Annotated in this window: 17 protein-coding genes; 9 read left to right on the top strand and 8 right to left on the bottom strand. The window is 69.9% G+C overall.

The features are described from left to right. Positions 1 to 549 precede the first annotated feature (549 nt). The 4 genes from ACZ5Z2_RS11205 (at position 550) to ACZ5Z2_RS11220 (ending at position 5,279) form a co-directional block, all read left to right on the top strand. The gene (locus tag ACZ5Z2_RS11205) at positions 550 to 1,200 is read left to right on the top strand and encodes a PadR family transcriptional regulator (RefSeq protein ID WP_464758659.1); all 651 of its coding nucleotides are present in this window, start codon (positions 550 to 552) and stop codon (positions 1,198 to 1,200) included. Further along, positions 1,197 to 1,994 (top strand): siderophore-interacting protein, encoded by a 798-nt coding sequence (locus ACZ5Z2_RS11210; protein WP_464758660.1) that lies wholly within the window; start codon positions 1,197 to 1,199, stop codon positions 1,992 to 1,994. The genes ACZ5Z2_RS11205 and ACZ5Z2_RS11210 overlap by 4 nt, the downstream gene beginning before the upstream one ends. Before the next feature lie 125 nt (positions 1,995 to 2,119). Further along, complete coding sequence (locus ACZ5Z2_RS11215; RefSeq protein ID WP_464758661.1) at positions 2,120 to 4,228, top strand: AsmA family protein; 2,109 nt, start codon at positions 2,120 to 2,122, stop codon at positions 4,226 to 4,228. Positions 4,229 to 4,349: 121 nt separating this feature from the next. Further along, positions 4,350 to 5,279 carry a DMT family transporter gene (locus ACZ5Z2_RS11220; RefSeq protein ID WP_464758662.1) on the top strand — a complete coding sequence of 310 codons (930 nt, stop codon included), beginning with the start codon at positions 4,350 to 4,352 and terminating at the stop codon, positions 5,277 to 5,279. A gap of 34 nt (positions 5,280 to 5,313) precedes the next feature. Here ACZ5Z2_RS11220 and ACZ5Z2_RS11225 read toward each other — a convergent pair whose 3' ends face one another. Then, a complete protein-coding gene (locus ACZ5Z2_RS11225) occupies positions 5,314 to 6,219 on the bottom strand; it encodes a LysR family transcriptional regulator (protein WP_464758663.1) in 906 nt (301 codons plus the stop codon). A 111-nt stretch (positions 6,220 to 6,330) separates the two neighbouring features. On the opposite strand from ACZ5Z2_RS11225, the gene ACZ5Z2_RS11230 reads away from it, so the two are divergent. Beyond that, positions 6,331 to 6,972 (top strand): NAD(P)-dependent oxidoreductase, encoded by a 642-nt coding sequence (locus ACZ5Z2_RS11230; RefSeq protein ID WP_464758665.1) that lies wholly within the window; start codon positions 6,331 to 6,333, stop codon positions 6,970 to 6,972. Here the strand turns inward: ACZ5Z2_RS11230 and ACZ5Z2_RS11235 are convergent. The 4 genes from ACZ5Z2_RS11235 to ACZ5Z2_RS11250 all read right to left on the bottom strand — a co-directional run bounded on the left by ACZ5Z2_RS11235 (position 6,966) and on the right by ACZ5Z2_RS11250 (position 10,838). Next, positions 6,966 to 7,574, bottom strand: a complete 609-nt coding sequence (locus ACZ5Z2_RS11235) for a c-type cytochrome (RefSeq protein WP_464758666.1) — start codon at positions 7,572 to 7,574, stop codon at positions 6,966 to 6,968. The genes ACZ5Z2_RS11230 and ACZ5Z2_RS11235 overlap by 7 nt on opposite strands. Positions 7,575 to 7,584: 10 nt before the next feature. Continuing rightward, positions 7,585 to 8,652 (bottom strand): copper resistance protein B, encoded by a 1,068-nt coding sequence (locus ACZ5Z2_RS11240; RefSeq protein ID WP_464758667.1) that lies wholly within the window; start codon positions 8,650 to 8,652, stop codon positions 7,585 to 7,587. Then, a complete protein-coding gene (locus tag ACZ5Z2_RS11245) occupies positions 8,649 to 10,415 on the bottom strand; it encodes a copper resistance system multicopper oxidase (protein ID WP_464758668.1) in 1,767 nt (588 codons plus the stop codon). Before ACZ5Z2_RS11245 ends, ACZ5Z2_RS11240 begins: the two co-directional genes overlap by 4 nt. 90 nt (positions 10,416 to 10,505) lie before the next feature. Beyond that, the gene (locus ACZ5Z2_RS11250; protein WP_464758669.1) at positions 10,506 to 10,838 is read right to left on the bottom strand and encodes a hypothetical protein; all 333 of its coding nucleotides are present in this window, start codon (positions 10,836 to 10,838) and stop codon (positions 10,506 to 10,508) included. Positions 10,839 to 10,930: 92 nt separating this feature from the next. Here ACZ5Z2_RS11250 and ACZ5Z2_RS11255 point away from each other — a divergent pair, with 92 nt between their 5' ends. The 4 genes from ACZ5Z2_RS11255 (at position 10,931) to ACZ5Z2_RS11270 (ending at position 13,777) form a co-directional block, all read left to right on the top strand. Then, positions 10,931 to 11,863 carry a 23S rRNA (adenine(2030)-N(6))-methyltransferase RlmJ gene (locus ACZ5Z2_RS11255; protein ID WP_464758670.1) on the top strand — a complete coding sequence of 311 codons (933 nt, stop codon included), beginning with the start codon at positions 10,931 to 10,933 and terminating at the stop codon, positions 11,861 to 11,863. A gap of 139 nt (positions 11,864 to 12,002) precedes the next feature. Next, positions 12,003 to 12,512, top strand: a complete 510-nt coding sequence (locus ACZ5Z2_RS11260; protein ID WP_464758671.1) for a Slp family lipoprotein — start codon at positions 12,003 to 12,005, stop codon at positions 12,510 to 12,512. A 29-nt stretch (positions 12,513 to 12,541) separates the two neighbouring features. Then, a complete protein-coding gene (gene tsaA, locus ACZ5Z2_RS11265) occupies positions 12,542 to 13,084 on the top strand; it encodes a tRNA (N6-threonylcarbamoyladenosine(37)-N6)-methyltransferase TrmO (protein ID WP_464758673.1) in 543 nt (180 codons plus the stop codon). 90 nt (positions 13,085 to 13,174) lie between these two features. After that, on the top strand, positions 13,175 to 13,777 hold the full coding sequence (locus ACZ5Z2_RS11270) for an N-acetyltransferase family protein (protein ID WP_464758674.1): 603 nt from the start codon (positions 13,175 to 13,177) through the stop codon (positions 13,775 to 13,777). A 3-nt stretch (positions 13,778 to 13,780) separates the two neighbouring features. Here the strand turns inward: ACZ5Z2_RS11270 and ACZ5Z2_RS11275 are convergent, their stop codons facing one another. Genes ACZ5Z2_RS11275 through ACZ5Z2_RS11285 form a run of 3 tightly spaced genes read right to left on the bottom strand, consistent with a single transcriptional unit; the run spans position 13,781 to position 16,924 of the window. Continuing rightward, positions 13,781 to 15,028, bottom strand: coding sequence for an MFS transporter (locus ACZ5Z2_RS11275; RefSeq protein WP_464758675.1), 1,248 nt, complete (start codon positions 15,026 to 15,028; stop codon positions 13,781 to 13,783). 55 nt (positions 15,029 to 15,083) lie between these two features. Then, positions 15,084 to 16,100, bottom strand: coding sequence for a multidrug resistance efflux transporter family protein (locus tag ACZ5Z2_RS11280; RefSeq protein WP_464758677.1), 1,017 nt, complete (start codon positions 16,098 to 16,100; stop codon positions 15,084 to 15,086). After that, positions 16,097 to 16,924, bottom strand: coding sequence for an alpha/beta fold hydrolase (locus ACZ5Z2_RS11285; RefSeq protein ID WP_464758678.1), 828 nt, complete (start codon positions 16,922 to 16,924; stop codon positions 16,097 to 16,099). Before ACZ5Z2_RS11285 ends, ACZ5Z2_RS11280 begins: the two co-directional genes overlap by 4 nt. Positions 16,925 to 16,930 lie beyond the last annotated feature (6 nt).

Here is a 16,930-nt window from a genome sequence, read left to right on the forward strand (position 1 = left end):
CATCCAGTAGCGATTACGCTCGTTCAAGCCATGCCGCCGCTGGATCCTGGCCTACGCCGGGATGACGAGCAAGAGCACTCGACACCTCGCTCCGCTCTGCTTTGGTTTGCTCTGCTTTGGTTTGCTCTGCTTTGGTTTGCTCTGCTTTGGCTGTTGCCTCTGCGCGCAGGAGCGCGCTGTTTTTCCGGGGCCCCTATGCGGCGGTGAGGCGTGGACGATCAGGCCGCGCAGCGGGCGTTGCCATGGATGGCAGCGCCTTTTCGACCGGGCAGGAGCCCGGCCTAAAAGCCCGGCCGCGCCTCACGGACTTTCCGTCCATGGATGGACGGAAAGCGCCGCATCGGGGTGCCTTTTCTCTTTGGTTCCTTTCTCTTTGGGCACGCAAAGAGAAAGGAACTCGAGCGCCGGCAGGCGCACGAAACTGCTGCGTCCCTTGCCACACCCCCAGGGCAAGCCACTCCGCCCCATCGAAAACCCATCTGGCGCACTTGCAAAAGACATATCTACGATATATCGTCACTCCACCAATTCGATATATCGGAACCAACCATGCGCATGCACCACTTCTTCCAGCACATCCGCCACCACCACCATCACCACGGTTTCAACCCCTTCGACATGGAGGGCGACGAGCGCGGCTTCCACGCCGGCCGCCATGGCCACTTCGACGACAGTCGGGGCGCCGCCTTCGGCGGCTGGGACGGGCTGCGCGGCGGCGGCCGTCGCGGCGGCGGTGGCCGCATGTTCGGCCACGGCGACCTCAAGCTGCTGCTGCTGGCGCTGATCGAGCAGCAGCCGCGCCACGGCTACGAGCTGATCCGCATGATCGAGGAGATGTTCCACGGCCAGTACACGCCCAGCCCCGGCGCGATCTACCCCACCCTCGCCATGCTGGAGGACATGGGCTACGCGTCAGTGGAGAACGAGGCCGGCAACCGCAAGCTGTATGCGATCACCGACGAGGGCCGCGCCTTCCTCGACGAGAACCGCGCCGCCGTGGACGCGGCCAACGCGCGCACCGAACACAGCGCCAGGCTGGCGGCGAAGATGGCCGCGCCGATGCGTGTGCGAAAAGCCATGCACGCGCTCAAGCACGCGCTACTGATGCGCACCAGCTGGGACAAGGCCGAAGCCGAGCGCGTGGCCGACATCCTCGAGCGCGCCGCCGGCGAGATCGCCGCCAAGGGAGCGCGCGAATGACGGCCGCAGCGGCCGAACGGCACGTTCACCAGCGCCTGCGCCACGAGGTCGTGCTGCGCAGGCTCGAGGTGCTGCGCGTGGAGCGCATCACGCCGCACATGCAGCGCGTGACGCTGGGCGGTGCCGAACTGCAAGGCTTCCGCAGCGCCGCGCCCGACGACCACGTGAAACTGTTCTTCCCCAACCGCGCCGGCGAACTGGTGCTGCCCACGCTGGGCGCCAACGGCCCGGAATTCCCAACCGGCCGCGAACCCTCGCCGATGCGCGACTACACGCCGCGCCACCACGATGCCGCGCGCGGCGAACTGGTGATCGACTTCGTGCTGCACGGCGACGGCCCCGCCTCGCGCTGGGCCGAACAGGCGGCGCCAGGGCAATGCCTCGGCGCGGGCGGCCCGCGCGGTTCGCACGTGATCGCCGACGACTTCGACCACTACGTGCTGGCCGGCGACGAAACCGCCCTGCCCGCCATCAGCCGCTGGCTGGAGGAAATGCCGGCCGGCAGGCGCGCCACCGCACTGATCGAGATTCCCGAAGCCGCCGACCGCCAGCTGCTCTTCTCGCCAGCCAGCGTCGAGATCCGCTGGTTCGGGCGCGACGACGCGCAAGGCGAATCGCTGGAACACGCGCTGCGCGAACTGCCCGCCATCGAAGGCGACCGCTTCTGGTGGATCGCCGCCGAATCGAACCGCGCCCGCGCGCTGCGCCAATCGCTGGAACAGCGCGGCGTGCCGAAGGACTGGATCAAGGCCACGGGCTACTGGAAAGCCGGCGCAGACGGCGACGGGGATTGACCGCCGCATGAACGCGGGATGAGCCGGAACCGGCCTTCGCTACGAAATCTTGCCACGCCATCGGTTAAGCCTAGGCGCACCACCATCGCCACCATGTGCCGCATCGCGGCGGCAGGGAGACGATCATGAAGCGCAGCCACAAACTGCTGGCATGGATCATCGGCTTGCCCGCGACACTCGCCATCGTGCTGGTTTCGGCACTGGTGGTGGCGCTGTCCCTATTCGACTGGAACAAGCTGAAGCCGACCATCGATGCGCAGGCCAGCACGGCGATCGGCCGCCCGTTCGCGATCAACGGCGATCTCGGCGTGCAGTGGATGCGCGACGCGCAATCGCACGGCTGGCGCACCTGGGTGCCCTGGCCGCATATCGTGGCGCGCGACATCTCCATCGCGAACCCCGCATGGGCGAAACAGCCGCAATTCGCGCATCTCGATGCGCTGCGCCTCAGCCTCTCGCCGCTGGACTTGCTGCGGCACCGCGTGCGCATACCCACCCTGCAACTGGTGAACCCCAGCGTGGATCTGGAGCGCGATGCGCAGGGCCGCGCCAACTGGACGTTCGACCTGCCGCAGGGCGGCGCGCCTTCCGCGTGGTCGGTGGATCTCGGCGCCATCGGTTTCGACGCCGGCCGCATCGCGCTGGACGACGCCATCGACCGCGCGAAGATAGCCGTGCGCATCGAGCCGCTGCAGAAGGCGATTCCCTACGACCAGATCGTGGCGCAGGCAACGGCGGATGCGCGCGCACAGGCGACGAGCAGCGCGGGCCGCGGCGCCGGCAAGGCGATGGACAAGAGCGACGGCCGGAACGATCCCGGCGATGCGGCCGCGCGACGCTCCAGCTACCAGTTCGCCTGGAGCGCGCTAGGCAGCTACCAGGGCGCGCCGCTGGACGGCAGCGGCAGGATCGGCGCCGTACTGGCGCTGCAGCAGTCCGACCAGCCGTTTCCGCTGCAGGCGAAGCTGCGCATCGGCGACACCCACATCGCCCTGGTCGGCACGCTCACCGACCCGCTGCACCTCGGTGCGCTCGACCTGCGCCTGTGGCTCGCCGGCTCCAGCATGGCGAAGCTCTACCCCATCCTCGGCGTGACCCTGCCCGACACGCCGCCCTACGCCACCCGCGGCCGGCTCACCGCCACGCTCGGGCGCAGCGGCGGCCGCTTCGGCTACCACGGCTTCCGTGCCCACGTGGGCGGCAGCGATCTCGCCGGCGACGTCGACTACGTCACCGGCGGCGCACGCCCAAAGCTCAGCGGCAAGGTGCAGGCCACGCTGCTGCGCTTCGCCGACCTCGCGCCGCTGGTCGGCGGCGGCGGCTCCAGCACTACCTCGCCGCCGCCCACCGCATCGGATCGCGTGCTGCCCACGCAGGCCTTCCGCATCGACCGCTGGAAGGCGATGGACGCCGACGTGACGTTCGCCGCCGGACGCATCGAGCACGGCCCGTCGTTGCCGATCCAGTCGCTGTCCACCCACCTCGTGATGGACGACGGCACGCTGACGCTGGATCCGCTGCGCTTCGGCGTGGCCGGTGGACAGGTGGACGGCATGCTGCGCCTCGACGGCAGCGCCACGCCGATGCGCGGCGCGCTGAAGCTTGGCGCGCGCCGGCTGCGCATCGAGCAGTTGTCGCAGGGCTTCGCGGCGATGCGCACCAGCCTCGGCGAGATCAACGGCGACGCCGCGCTGGACGCGCGCGGCAACTCCGTCGCCGCCCTGCTCGGCAGCGCCAGCGGCCAGTTGAAGCTGCTGATGGACAACGGCGCGATCAGCCGCAACTTGCTGGAAACCGCCGGCCTCAACGTGGGCAACATCGTGCTCGGCAAGCTGTTCGGCGACAGGACAGTGAAGATCGACTGCGCCGCCGGCGACTTCCAGGCGCAGGACGGCCTGTTCCGCACGCGGCTGTTCGTGTTCGACACGCAGGACGCGCTGATCAACGTCGACGGCACGGTGGACTTCGCCGACGAGAAGTTGAACCTCGACGTGATCCCGCACACCAAGGGCGTACGCCTGTTCACGCTGCGCTCGCCGCTGTACGTGCACGGCACGTTCAAGCAGCCCGACGTGGGCGTGCATGCCGGCCCGTTGCTCGCACGCGGCGCGGGCGCGGTGGCGCTGGGCGTGGTCGCCGCACCGGCCGCCGCGCTGCTGGCGCTGATCGCCCCCAGCCACGGCAACGGCAACGCCGACACCTGCGCCACGGTGCTGCAGCAGGTGCGGCATTGAATCTTTGCGATCGTCCCTGATCGCGAGGATCAAACGGGCAGCCATCCCTGGCTGCACTTTTCAATTTCCGGGTGGACGGGCGCGACGTAGAATGCGGCGTTCCCCTATCGATGCGTATTCCATGCAAGCCGTCAGCAAGGCCCGTCTGCAGATCCATTTTTGCGTGCTGCTGTGGGGCTTCACCGCGATCCTCGGCAAGCTGATCAGCCTGCCGGCGCTGCCGCTGGTGTGGTGGCGCGTGCTGCTGGTGACGACGGCGCTGCTGCTGGTGCCGCGCGTGTGGCGCGGCCTGCGCGCGATGCCGACGCGCCTGCGCTGGGCCTATGCCGGCATCGGCGTGCTGGTGTCGCTGCACTGGCTCACCTTCTATGCCGCGATCAAGCTCGCCAACGCCTCGGTGGGCGCCACCTGCATGGCGCTGGGGCCGGTGTTCCTGGCCTTCGTGGAGCCGTGGATCGCCAAGCGCAAATTCGACCCGCGCGAAATGCTGATCGGCGTGGCGGTGGTGCCGGGCGTGGCGATGGTGGTGGGCGGCGTGCCCGCCGGCATGCGCGCGGGCATCGCGGTGGGCGTGGTGTGCGCGTTGCTGGCGGCCCTGTTCAGCGCGTTCAACAAGCGCATGGTGGAACACGGCGACCCGCTCACCATCACCTGCATCGAGCTGGGCGCCGGCACCGTCTTTCTCGGAGCGCTGGCGCCGCTGCTGCCGCACGCCGGCCCGGCCTTCGTGCTGCCTGGCATGCACGACGCGCTGCTGCTGCTCGCGCTGGCCTTCGGCTGCACCCTGCTGCCGTTCGCGCTGGCGCTGGTGGCGTTGCGCCACCTCAGCGCGTTCGGCACGCAGATGGTGACCAACCTGGAACCGGTCTACGCCATCGTGCTGGCGATCCTGCTGCTCGGCGAGCAGCGGCAACTGGACGGCTGGTTCTACGCCGGCGTGGCGGTGATCCTCGCTGCGGTATTCACGCATCCGCTGCTGTCGCGCAAGCGGCACCCGGTGGAGCAGCCGGAACTGCTCGGCGTGGCGGAGAGCCATTCCATCGTGGAGTAGCGCCCGGCCCGCCTGCGACCGCCGCAAGCGGACATCAGGCGCCGGCCCTTACTCCGGCGATGCTCTTACGCAGATGCTCGATGAAGGCGCGCACCTTGGCCGGCGCATGCAGGTTCGCATGCACCGCATGGAAGCTGCCCTCGGGTAGGCGTTGCGCGGGCAGCAGGTGTTCCAGGCGACCGGCGGCGAGATCGGCTTCCACCATGAAATCAGGCAGCACCGCCACTCCGGCGCCGGCCAGCGCCATCGCGTGCACCGCCGCCGCGCTGTCGCTTTGCACGCGCGGCGCCAGCCGCACGCGAACCTGGTCGCCGTTGCGCGCGGTGAAGATCCAGCTCGCCGGCGAGCTGAGCACCGAGAGCAGGATGGCGCCGTGCTGCGCGAGATCCCGCGGCCGGCGTGGCCGTCCGTGCGTTTCCAGGTAGGCCGGCGCCGCCACCGGCAACTGGCGGAAGCCGGCCAGCCGCACCGCGCGCAGGCCGGAGTCGCGCAGCGGGCCGCCGCGGATCGCCAGGTCGAAGCGGCCGCCGATCAGGTCGCTGATGCCGTCGTCCAGCACCAGTTCGGCGCGTACCTCGGGCCAAGCCCGCAGGAAGCTGGCCAATGCGGGCGCCACCACCATGGCGCCGTAGTTCACCGGCGCCGTGAGGCGCAACGTGCCGCGCGGGGTCTCGCGGTTCTCGCCGACGCGTTCGATGGCGGCCTCGGCCTCGCCGAGGATGCGCTCGCAATCGGCGTGGAAGGCGGCGCCGGCTTCGGTCAGAGCCATCCGCCGCGTGCTGCGCACCAGCAGGGTCACACCCAGCTCGCGCTCCAGCCGGGCCAGGTGCTGGCTCACCATGGCCTTGGTCAGGCCCAGTTGCTCCGCCGCCGCGGTGAACGAGCCGGCGCGCACCAGCGCCGCGAGCACCGCCAGCCGGTTGAGGTTGACTTCGCTCATGCGCCTCCTCCACTGTCAATCACGACTTTACAGTGAATTGCGCCATGGACGGTTTATCGGACGAATGGCGAAGCGCATGCTGTGCCCCGTTGCCATCCACCGGAGACTTTCATGCACATCGCACTGTTCGGCGCCACCGGCCACATCGGCCGCGCCATCCTCGACGAAGCGCTGGCGCGCGGCCACGACGTGACCGCCATCGTGCGCGATCCGGCCCGCCTCGACGCACGCCACCACAAGCTGCGCGTCGTCACCGGCGACGTGGCGGATCCGCAGACCTGGCTGGCAGCCGTGCGCGGCAGCGACGCGGCGGTGGCCAGCCTGTCCGCCCGCCGCGACGGCAACCCCGACAGCCTGCCCGGCAACGCGCGCATCCTGCTCGACCAGTTGCCGGTGGCCGGCGTGCCGCGCCTCGCCTGGGTCGGCGGCGCCGGCAGCCTGGAAACCGCGCCGGGCGTGCGCGTGCTCGACGACCCGAATTTCCCGGCGGCATGGAAGCCCGAGGCCGCGGCCCAGGGCCGCGCGCTGGAAGCCTTCCGCGCCAGCGCCTCGCCGCTGGCCTGGATCTACATCAGCCCCGCCGCGCTGATCGAGGACGGCGAGCGCAGCGGCCACTACCGCATCGGCGGCGACCAGTTGCTGACCGACGCCGATGGCGCCAGCCGCATCAGCGTGGCCGACTACGCGGTCGCCCTGCTCGACCGCGTCGAGCAAGACGACGCCCCGCGCCGCCGCATCACCGTGGCCTACTGAGCGGAAGACGTGCCGGCCATCCCGGGCATGTCGCCCATGCCCGGATGGCCGGCTGCCGGATGGCCGGCGCCGGCATCCATGTCGTCGTCCGGCGGTGCCTTGGCCACGATGGCCTGGTACTGCGCGGGCGTCATGCCCGGCAGCTGGCGCAGGAAGGTGACCATGCTCCAGATCGTGGCGTCGTCGTGGCTGCCGCCCCAGGCGGGCATCGCGCTCATCTTGATGCCGTGCTTGATGACCCAGAATGCGGCCCGCGGATCGACCCGTTGCCGCGAGAGGTTCGGCGGCTGCGGATACAGGCCGGGGCGGATCTCGGAATCGCGCATGCCTGGCGCGAGATGGCAACCGGTGCACATGGCCGCGTACTGGCCGGCGCCCTTGAGGATGCGCTGCGGATCGTCGAGATCCGGCATGGCGAGATTTGCCGAACGCATTTGGATAGAGCGGTCGCGAAGGGTTTCAAGCAAGGCATGGGTCGGCTTCCAGTGTGGCGCGTCCGCGCCGATGTCGTACAACCCCGACCAGATGTAGATGCACGCGCCAACACCCAGCACCGCGAGCGTGGCGGCGACAACGAGCGCGCGTTCGGCGACTTTCTTCATGGCGTGATCCTCAGAACCAGATGCGCAGGCCAGCGACGAGCCGGCGGTCGAAAACGGGGCGACCTTCATCGCGTGCGAAAGCCGCCGTGCCGCCGAAGCGCCGCGTCCACGCCACGCCCAGGTAGGGGGCAAACTGCCTGCGTATCTCGTAGCGCAGGCGCAGGCCGAAGTCGGCGTCGGACAAGCCGCTGCCCAGGCGCCGTTGCGGATCGTTCTTGCCGTACAGGTTCGCTTCGAACTCCGGCTCAAGGATCAGGCGCTGGGTGATGAGCAACTCGTAGTCGACCCGCAGGCGTGCCGCCGTGCGGCCATCCAAGCCGACATAGGCGGTGGCCGCCAGCCCGAACCAGTACGGCGCCAGCCCCTGCACGCCGAACGCCAGCCACTGGCGCGAGGGGCCGTCGCCGAAGTCGTTGCGCACGCCGAGCTGGGTGTTCCAGTACGGAGTCGCGGCGTGGCTCCACAAGGCCTCGATGTCGCTGTCGTCGAACCTGCCGTCTTCGCGTTGGCCTTCACTGCGCAACCAAAGCCTGTCAATGTCGGTGCCGTACCAGCCCTCCATCTCCCACGACTGGCCGCCGCCATGCAGGCCGTCGAAGGCTTCGAGCCGGTCGAAGCGCAGCATGCCCAGCGGCTCGGCATCGCGCATTTCCATGCCGGGCATCGCGCCGTAGCTGGTGCCATCCGAATAGTCGGCGCTGCGCGCATCCGGGGGCGCCGCGCCGCCTTGCATGCGCATGCCGGGCATGGCGCCCCTGTCGTGCGCGTGGCCGTGATCCATCGCCGGCATGGCGTCTCCGGCATGGCTGGCATGATCCATGGCGGGCATCGAAGACATGTCCATGCCACTCGCGTCCGTGGCGGTACTGCTCGCGGATGCAGGCTCGACCTGGCTTGGCTGCGGCGCCAGCTCCGCTGGCTGCGCGGATCCCTGTGGCATGCCCGACATCTCCATGCCATCCATGTTCATGGCCATGCCCACACTGCCTGCCGGCGCGGGGTCGGTCTGCTGCGCCCATGCCATCGCCGACAGCGACAGCGCCATGCAGGCCAGCGTGTTGCGGATGAATGCGCTCATGACACCAGCACCTCGCGCATCATCCCCGCCTCCATGTGGTAGAGCATGTGGCAGTGATAGGCCCAGCGTCCCAGCGCGTTCGCGGTGACGCCGTAGGCGACGCGCTGCGCGGGCTGCACGTTGACGGTGTGCTTGCGCGCCTGGAACCCGCCGTCGGGGCTTTCCAGCTCGCTCCACATGCCGTGCAGGTGGATCGGGTGGTTCATCATGGTGTCGTTGACCAGCACCAGCCGCAGCCGCTCGCCGGCGCGGAAATGCACGGGCTTCGCGTCGGAGAACTTCACGCCGTCGAACGACCACATGTAGCGCCGCATGTTGCCGGTGAGGTGCAGCTCGATCTCGCGGCTTGGCTCGCGCGCGTCCAGCGAACCGCCGATGGTGTGCAGGTCGGCATAGGTGAGCACGCGCCGGCCGTTGTCGCGCAGGCCGGCACCCGGATCGTCGAGGGTGGTACGCGGCGTGTCCACGCGCATGTCCACGCCAGGGTTGTCGTATTCGCTGCGCGCATGGTGTGCCGTGCTCCCCTCTCCCGCCGGGAGAGGGGTTGGGGGTGAGGGTTCGGCGAAACCGGCAACGCCACGCTCCGCCCGCACCCGCTCCCGACGGGCGAAGGGAAAAGCGCCCATCGACCCCATCATGTCGCCCATCGAAAGCACCGGGCGCGCGTCCATCGGCGGCACCGCCGCGCGCATGCCCGCGCGCGGCGCCAGCGTGCCGCAGGCGTAGCCGCCGCGGTCGATGGACTGCGCGAATACGGTCCAGGCACGGTCGTCGGCGGGTTCCACGATCACGTCGCAGGTCTCGGCCACGGCGATGCGGAACTCGTCCACGCTCACCGGCTCCACGTCCTGGCCGTCGGCGGCCACCACGGTCATCTTCAGGCCGGGAATGCGCACGTCGAAGATCGTCATCGCCGAGCCGTTGATGAAGCGCAGCCGCACTTTCTCGCCACGCTTGAACAAACCCTCCCAGTTGCCGGCCGGCGCACGGCCATTCATCAGGTAGGTGTAGGTGGCGCCGCCCACATCGGCGAGATCGTTGGGGCTCATGCACATCTGCTGCCACATGCGCCGCTCGGCGAGCGCCTTGCGCACGCCCTGCACGCGTGCGTCGCGTAGGAAATCCGGCACGGTGGGTTCGGCGTAGTCGTAGTAATCGCCCTGCTTCTTGAGGTGCGCATAGACCGCCAGCGGATCCTCGTCCGTCCAGTCGCTGAGCATCACCACGTAGTCGCGCTCGGCGGGAAAGCGCTCGCCGCCCGCCGGCTCGACCACGATGGGGCCGTACAGGCCGGTCTGCTCCTGGAAGCCGGAGTGGCCGTGGTACCAGTACGTGCCGCCCTGCCGCACCGGGAAGCGGTAGGTGAACGCCTCGCCCGGCGCGATGCCGGCGAAGCTGATGCCCGGCACGCCGTCCATGCCGGACGGCAGCAGGATGCCGTGCCAGTGGATGGAACTTGGCACGCGCAGACGGTTGGTCACGCGCAGGGTCACCGTGTCGCCCTGGCGCCAGCGCAGCAGCGGCGCCGGCAACTGGCCGTTCACCACGGTGGCGACACGCCTGCGGCCAGTGAAATCCACCGGCAACTCGCCGATGGACAGGTCGAACTGCGTGCCGCGCAGTTCGCGCGGTGCGGCGCTCGCCGCCTGCGCGGCGGATGCGCCGGTGCGCATCCCCAGGCCGGCGGCCACACCGCCCAGCATCAAGCCTTGCACGAAACGTCGGCGCGACAGTCGCACGTCGCGCGAATCCAGCACGTCCATTTTTCACTCCCGATACGTGGCCGCGCATGCGGCCACGAGCCCGCGTGTCGGCGGGCGATCAGCCGAACGAGTCGGCACGAACGGAGCGGATCAGGCCAGCGGTGGCCGCAAGGGCGGCGCGTGGGCCAAGTCGGGGGCCATGGCATGCGGCGCCTGCCATGCCGTCGCGGAGAAGCGCACGGGGCCAACCGGCATCCCGATGGCCGGCATCACCGCCGCCGTGTGCGCGCAGGCGCAATCGACATGCACGCTGCCCGCAGGCGCGGGCGCGTCGTGGTGATGCGTCGCCGTCGCCATGCCGCGCATCCCGGCGCAGCAGTCCGCCTGCGCAAACACCGTCGTGGCCAGGCCCAGCCACGCACACAATGCCAGCGCGAAAAACACGCGGCAGCGGCGCAGGCGGCGGAGGAAAAAACGATCCATGCGGCGAGCATAGCCACGCGCGATTCGCCCGCTCAACTCTGGAGCAGGCTCCGTGCGGCCTATACTGGCGCGCCCTGCCCACGAACGCCGCCATGAACTACCGCCATGCCTACCACGCGGGCAACTTCGCCGACGTACTCAAGCACGCCGTGCTGCTGGCGCTGGTCGAAGCGCTCAAGCAGAAGCCCGCGCCGTTCTGCGTGATCGACACCCACGCCGGCAGCGGCTGCTACGCGCTGGACGGCGCCGAAGCCGGCAAGACCGGCGAATACAAGGAAGGCATCGCGCGCCTGCTGTTCCCCGACACCGGCAACGCCAGCCACGAGCCGCTGCCGCCGCTGCTGCGCCGCTGGCTGGACGGCATCCTCGCCCTGTCCGGCAACACGCAGGGCCTGAAGCTCTACCCCGGCTCGCCGCTGCAGGCCGCGCAGGCCATGCGCGACATCGACAGCGCGCAGCTGTGCGAACTGCATCCCGAGGAAGCCGCGCGCCTGCGCGAACTGTTCCACCGCGATGCGCGCATCCACGTGCACGAACGCAACGGCTACGAAGCGCTGAAGGCGCTGCTGCCGCCGAAGGAGAAGCGCGGTCTGGTGCTGATCGACCCGCCCTACGAAGCGCAGGAAGCCGAGTACCGCCTGATCGAGCAGGCCCTGAAGGAAGCGCTGCAACGCTGGCCCGGCGGCATCTACGCCGTGTGGTACCCGATCAAGCGGCGCAGCCAGGTGCAGCCCTTCCTGCGCTGGCTCTCGCACTGCGGCGCGAAGCGCGTGCTGCGTGCGGAGCTGCTGGTGCACGGCGACGACTCGCCGCTGCGCCTCAACGGCACCGGCATGGCCATCGTCAACGCGCCCTGGCAGCTCGACGAAACCCTGCGCGAACCGCTGCGCGCGATGGCGCGCCTGCTCGCGCAGGAAAAGCCCGCCGAATGGAAGCTGGACTGGCTGGTGGATGAAGCCGCTCCGGCACCGCCCGCGAAAACCATCAAGCCCATGCGACTACCGCCCACCACGCGCCGCCGTTAAGCTCACGACACAGCCACTGTCATTCCTGCGCAGGCGGGAATCCAGTGCCTTGCGGAATCCGCAGACCAAGACACTGGATCCCGGCCTTCGCCGGGATGACGGGCTGGCAACCTCGGCCCTTCGCCCATCGGAGCACGCCATGCGCCTCGCCGCCGTTTCCGTCCGCATCGTCCTGCCCGCCCTGCTGCTCGGCCTCGCCGCCTGCGCACCCGCGCCGATCTACAAGGCCGCGCCTGGCACGCTCGCCGCCACGCCCAGCCAGGTGGCGCAAACGCCGGAGCAGTTCTCGCAAGGCCAGGTGATCTGGGGCGGCCGCGTGGTGGGCGTGCGCAACCTGCCCGACCACAGCGAGATCGAGGTGCTGGCCTACCCGCTCGACTCCTCGCAGCGGCCACGGTTCGGCGCCGGCGCCAGCGGCCGCTTCATCGCCATCGTGCCCGGCTACGCCGAGCCGATGAACTATCCGGACGGCGCGCCCATCACCGTCGATGGCCAGCTCGCCGGCACCCGCGTCGGCAAGGTCGGCCAGGCCGACTACGTGTTCCCGCTGGTGAAGACCGCGCAATCGCACGTGTGGACGCCGGACGAAATGCGCAGCGGACATCCCAACATCAGCTTCGGGCTGGGCGTGGGCGTCGGCATCCGCTGATGCGGGTTTTCCTGCCGGTGCGTTGAATCGTGGACGAAAGCATTCCCTTCACCGCCCACCCCATCGCCCACGTGCGCTCGCCCTATGCGCGGCGCATCGACGCGCCGCACCAGCCCACCGTGGTGGCGGGCACCGAGACGGGCAGCGAGGCGGAGGCGCGCATCGAGTTCGTGGAAGGGCTACCCAGCGAGGCGTTTGCCGATCTCGCCGGCTTCGAGCGGATCTGGCTGTTGTTCGTGTTCCACCGCAGCGAAGGCTGGAAGCCGCAGGTGCGGCCGCCGCGCGGCGGCGGCAAGCGCAGCGTGCTGGCCACGCGTTCGCCGCACCGGCCGAACGCGATCGGTCTGTCGGCGGTGGAGCTGGTGGCGGTGGAGGAGCGTGCGCTGCGCGTGCGCGGCGTGGATCTGCTGGACGGCACGCCGATCCTCGACATCAAGCCCTATGTGCCTTACGCCGACGCCTTTCCCGGTTCGCGCGCGGGCTGGATCGACGCCATCGACGCGGCGCAGGGCCATCATTCCGCGCCCGGCCCGAAGCGGCCACGGAAGCCGCCGGGTAAGCCGCAAAGCTGAATGCGCGACTGCGGCAAACCGGCACACGGGCTTGCACCGAAGCTGGAATCGCGTCATGCTGCATTGCACACAATACGCAAGAGTATTGACATGATCGCCGCCAGCCTGCGCTCGTCCATCCCGCACTCGCCGCTGCCCCCGCGTGGCCGCGAACGCCATGCCCCCACGCTCAGCGTGCACACCACGCGGGGCGAGCGCGTGCACAGCCGCGACGGCCGCGAACTGTGGCTGCGCGAGATCGCGCCCGGCGACGTGGCGGCGCTGCAGCGCTGCTTCGCACGCCTGTCGCCGGAGGACATCCGCCGCCGCTTCCTGCACGCGATGTCCGAGCTGCCCGAGCCGATGGCGCAGCGCATGTGCCACACCAACCCGGCGCGCGAGACCGCCCTCGTGCTGGTGGACGAATCGGTGCGCCCCGCCGAGATCCGCGGCGTGGGCCGCATCTACGTGGACGAGTCCGCCGACAGCGCCGAGTTCTCGGTGGTGGTGGAGCACGACTGGGGCCGCATCGGCCTTGGCGCACTGCTGATGCAGCGGCTGGTAGACGACTGCCGCCGCCGCGGCCTCGCCGAGCTGTGGGGCTACGTGCTGCTGGAAAACCGCCCGATGCTGGAGCTGTGCCGCGAGCTGGGCTTCACCCGGCGCCTGATGGCGGACGAGCCCGGCACCGCACAGATCACGCTGCGGCTGTAAACCTCACGGCATCGCGCCCTTGCTCATCGGCGTGGGCGGCGTCGCAACGCCCACCAGCGGCTTGAGCCGGATCAGCGCCAACGCGATCGCCAACCCCGCGAGCACCAGCGCGCCGGTGAACGCAGCCACGCCGTTCCAGCCGTGCGCGGCGTAGAATAGTCCGCCGCTGGCGCCGGCCACGCTGGAACCCATGTAGTAGCAGAACAGGTACATCGACGAGGCCTGCGCCTTCGCCGCGCCCGCGCGCCGGCCCACCCAGCTGCTGACGATGGAGTGGCCGCCGAAGAAGCCGAAGGTCACCGCCACGATGCCCAGCGCAACCAGCCACAGCGACGCGGCCAGGGTCAGCAGCACGCCCGCCAGCATCAGCGCCAGCGCCGTCCACAGCACCTTGCGCCGCCCCAACCGGCCTGCGAGGTGGCCCATCCACGCCGAGCTGAAGGTGCCGATCAGGTAGATGCCGAAGATCAGCCCCACCACCGCCTGGCTCAAGTTGTACGGCGGCGCCAGCAGCCGGTAGCCGAGGTAGTTGTAGACGGTGACGAAGGCGCCGAGCAGCAGGAAGCCTTCGGCGAACAGCCACGGCAGGCCGCGATCACGGAACATGCCGGCGAAGCGCGCGGCCAGCGCGCGCGCATTCCACGGCTGGCGCACGAAGTGCCGCGACGGCGGCAGCGCATGCCAGAACGCCAGCGCGCAGGCCAGGCCGATCACCCCCACCACGGCCACGCCCGTGCGCCAGCCGAAGAAGTCGGCCAGTACGCCGGCCACCAGCCGTCCGCCCATGCCGCCCACCGCGCTGCCGCTGATGTACAGGCCCATGCCGAGGCCGATCGACTCGGCGTGCATTTCCTCGCCGAGGTAGGTCATCGCCACCGCGGGCAGGCCACTCAGCGTGAGCCCGAGCAAGGTGCGTACCGCGAGCAGCGAAGTCCAGTCCGGCATCGCCGCGCTGGCCAGCACCAGCACCGCCGACGACAGCAGCGAGGCCACCATCACCGGCTTGCGCCCCTTCGCATCGGACAGCCCGCCGGCGAACAGCATGGCGAACGCCAGCACGCCGGTGGTGAGCGACAGCGACATCGCCGCGCCGGCCTCGCTCACACCGTAGTCGCGGCTGAACTCCGGCATCAGCGGCTGCACGCAGTACAGCAGGCCGAACGTGGCCAGGCCCGCGGCGAACAGCGCGAGGTTGGTGCGCCGGAACTCCGGCGTGCCGTGGCGGATGCTGGGGATGGCGTCGTCAGTCATGGCGGGGTTCGCGCGGGGACGCGGAATTATCCCACCCGATGCAGGTCGCGAGCCGCTACGCGCTGCGGTCGCTGCGCAACGCGCGCACGGCTTCGTCGTCGCCCGCGGCCTCGCGCCCGCTCACCCAGCCGAACAGCGCGATGCCCGCGACAATCGCCAGCGCGCCGAGCAAGGCCCAGCCACGCGGCCACGCCTCGCCAAGCAGGGCCGCGCCCAACACGGTGGTGAACAGCAGCTCGGCCGCCTGCATCGCCTCCACCGCGGCCAGCGCGGTGGGCTGCGTGCGCACGCGGTCGGTGGCGGCGAAGAACAGCACGGTAGCGATCACGCCCGAGGACAAGGCCACGCCGCCGGCCAGCAACACTTCGCGCCAACCCGGCAGGCCGATCGTGCGCCATGCGATGGCGGCGATCAGCAACCACAGCGGCCAGCTGCACAGCGTCATGCCGAACACGCGCTGCAAGGCATTCACCCGCTGCGCGCTGGTTTCCAGATGCAGCAACAGCATGCGGTTGCCCAGCGGATAGGCGAACGCGGAAAGCACCACCGCGCCTGCCGCCAGCCAGTCGCCCGCACCGAGATGGCCGTGGGCATGACCCCATTGCAGCGCGAACACGCCCGCCACGATCAGCACGCCGATCGCCAGCGTGGGCCACGCCAAGCGACGGCGTGCATCGCGATAGATCAATGGCGCCAGCAGCGGCCCGGCCAACACGGTGGTCTGGAAGCTGCCCGCCACCAGCCATGCCGGCCCGCTGCCGGCGGCCCAGGTCAGCGGGATGCCGAACAGCACGAAGCCCACGCTGCTCCACGTCAGCCACGCGCGCGGATGCGTGCGCAGTTCGCGCGGCAGCTCGCCCAGCCCGCCTTGCCACGGCAGGGCCAGCGCCAGCAGCGGCAAGGTGATGAGGTAGCGCAGGATCACCGCCCACGCCCAATGCCCGCCGCCGCTCACCAGGCTGCGGTTGAGCACGTAGGTCATCGTGAAGAACAGCGCCGCGCACAGCGCCAGGCCCACGGCGGCGAAGGCGTTGCGGCGCATTGGCAGGTCGTGGGCGTCAGGCAGGGTCATTTGTTCCGCGAGGTATCCGCATCCAGCAACGAGCGCAGGCTTGCGGCATACGCCTCCCCGGCGCGCAGGTAGGTGTCATGGTGCGTGCCGCCATCCACCGTCGTGAACGTCACGTTCGGGCGCCCCAGTGTCGCATTCCGGGCCAGCGCATAGGGCGTCACCATATCGGCGGTTCCCTGGAACACCGACACGGGCACGGACGGCATCTGCCTGAAAAGCGACGCGGCGGGATAGTCCCGCCGCCCCAGCAACGCGCGCACGGGCAGCGCCTGCCAGCCCATCAATAGCCGGTGCCGGCCGATCCAGGCCCGAACCACGCTGGTGAGATCCGCCCCCAGGCTGTCCACGAGCACTCCCCTGGGCCTGAATTTCACCGCCTCCGCCAACGCCACGGTTGCGCCCAGCGACCGGCCGACGAAAACGCTGCGATCCATGCCGCAATGGGCCGACTGGCTCGCCCGAGACAGCGCCGACGCCACCTGGTCGAACAGGCTGGCGACATGGGCGCGTCCCTTCGCTCCATCCTGCCCCGGGTATGAAATGGCGTAGACGTCGGCCCCGGATGCACGCATCAAGGGGAACAGGGTTTTCTCGTAGGTGCCGATGCCGCCGTGCTGGCCCGGAAAGAAGAACGCGCATGCCCGCCCGGCGTCGCCGTACCTGCGCACCACGACCGTGGCATCGGGCGACACGGCGAGATCGAACCGCGCATCCTCGTGCGTCCGGTCGCTGGACTGCGCGCTGAATATCGCCCGGTCGAACCCCCAACGCAGCAGCGCGGCGGGTACGGCGAAATACAGGACGACGAGCGCGGCGGCGTACATCCACAG

The organism is Rhodanobacter sp. G1 (assembly GCF_055397855.1).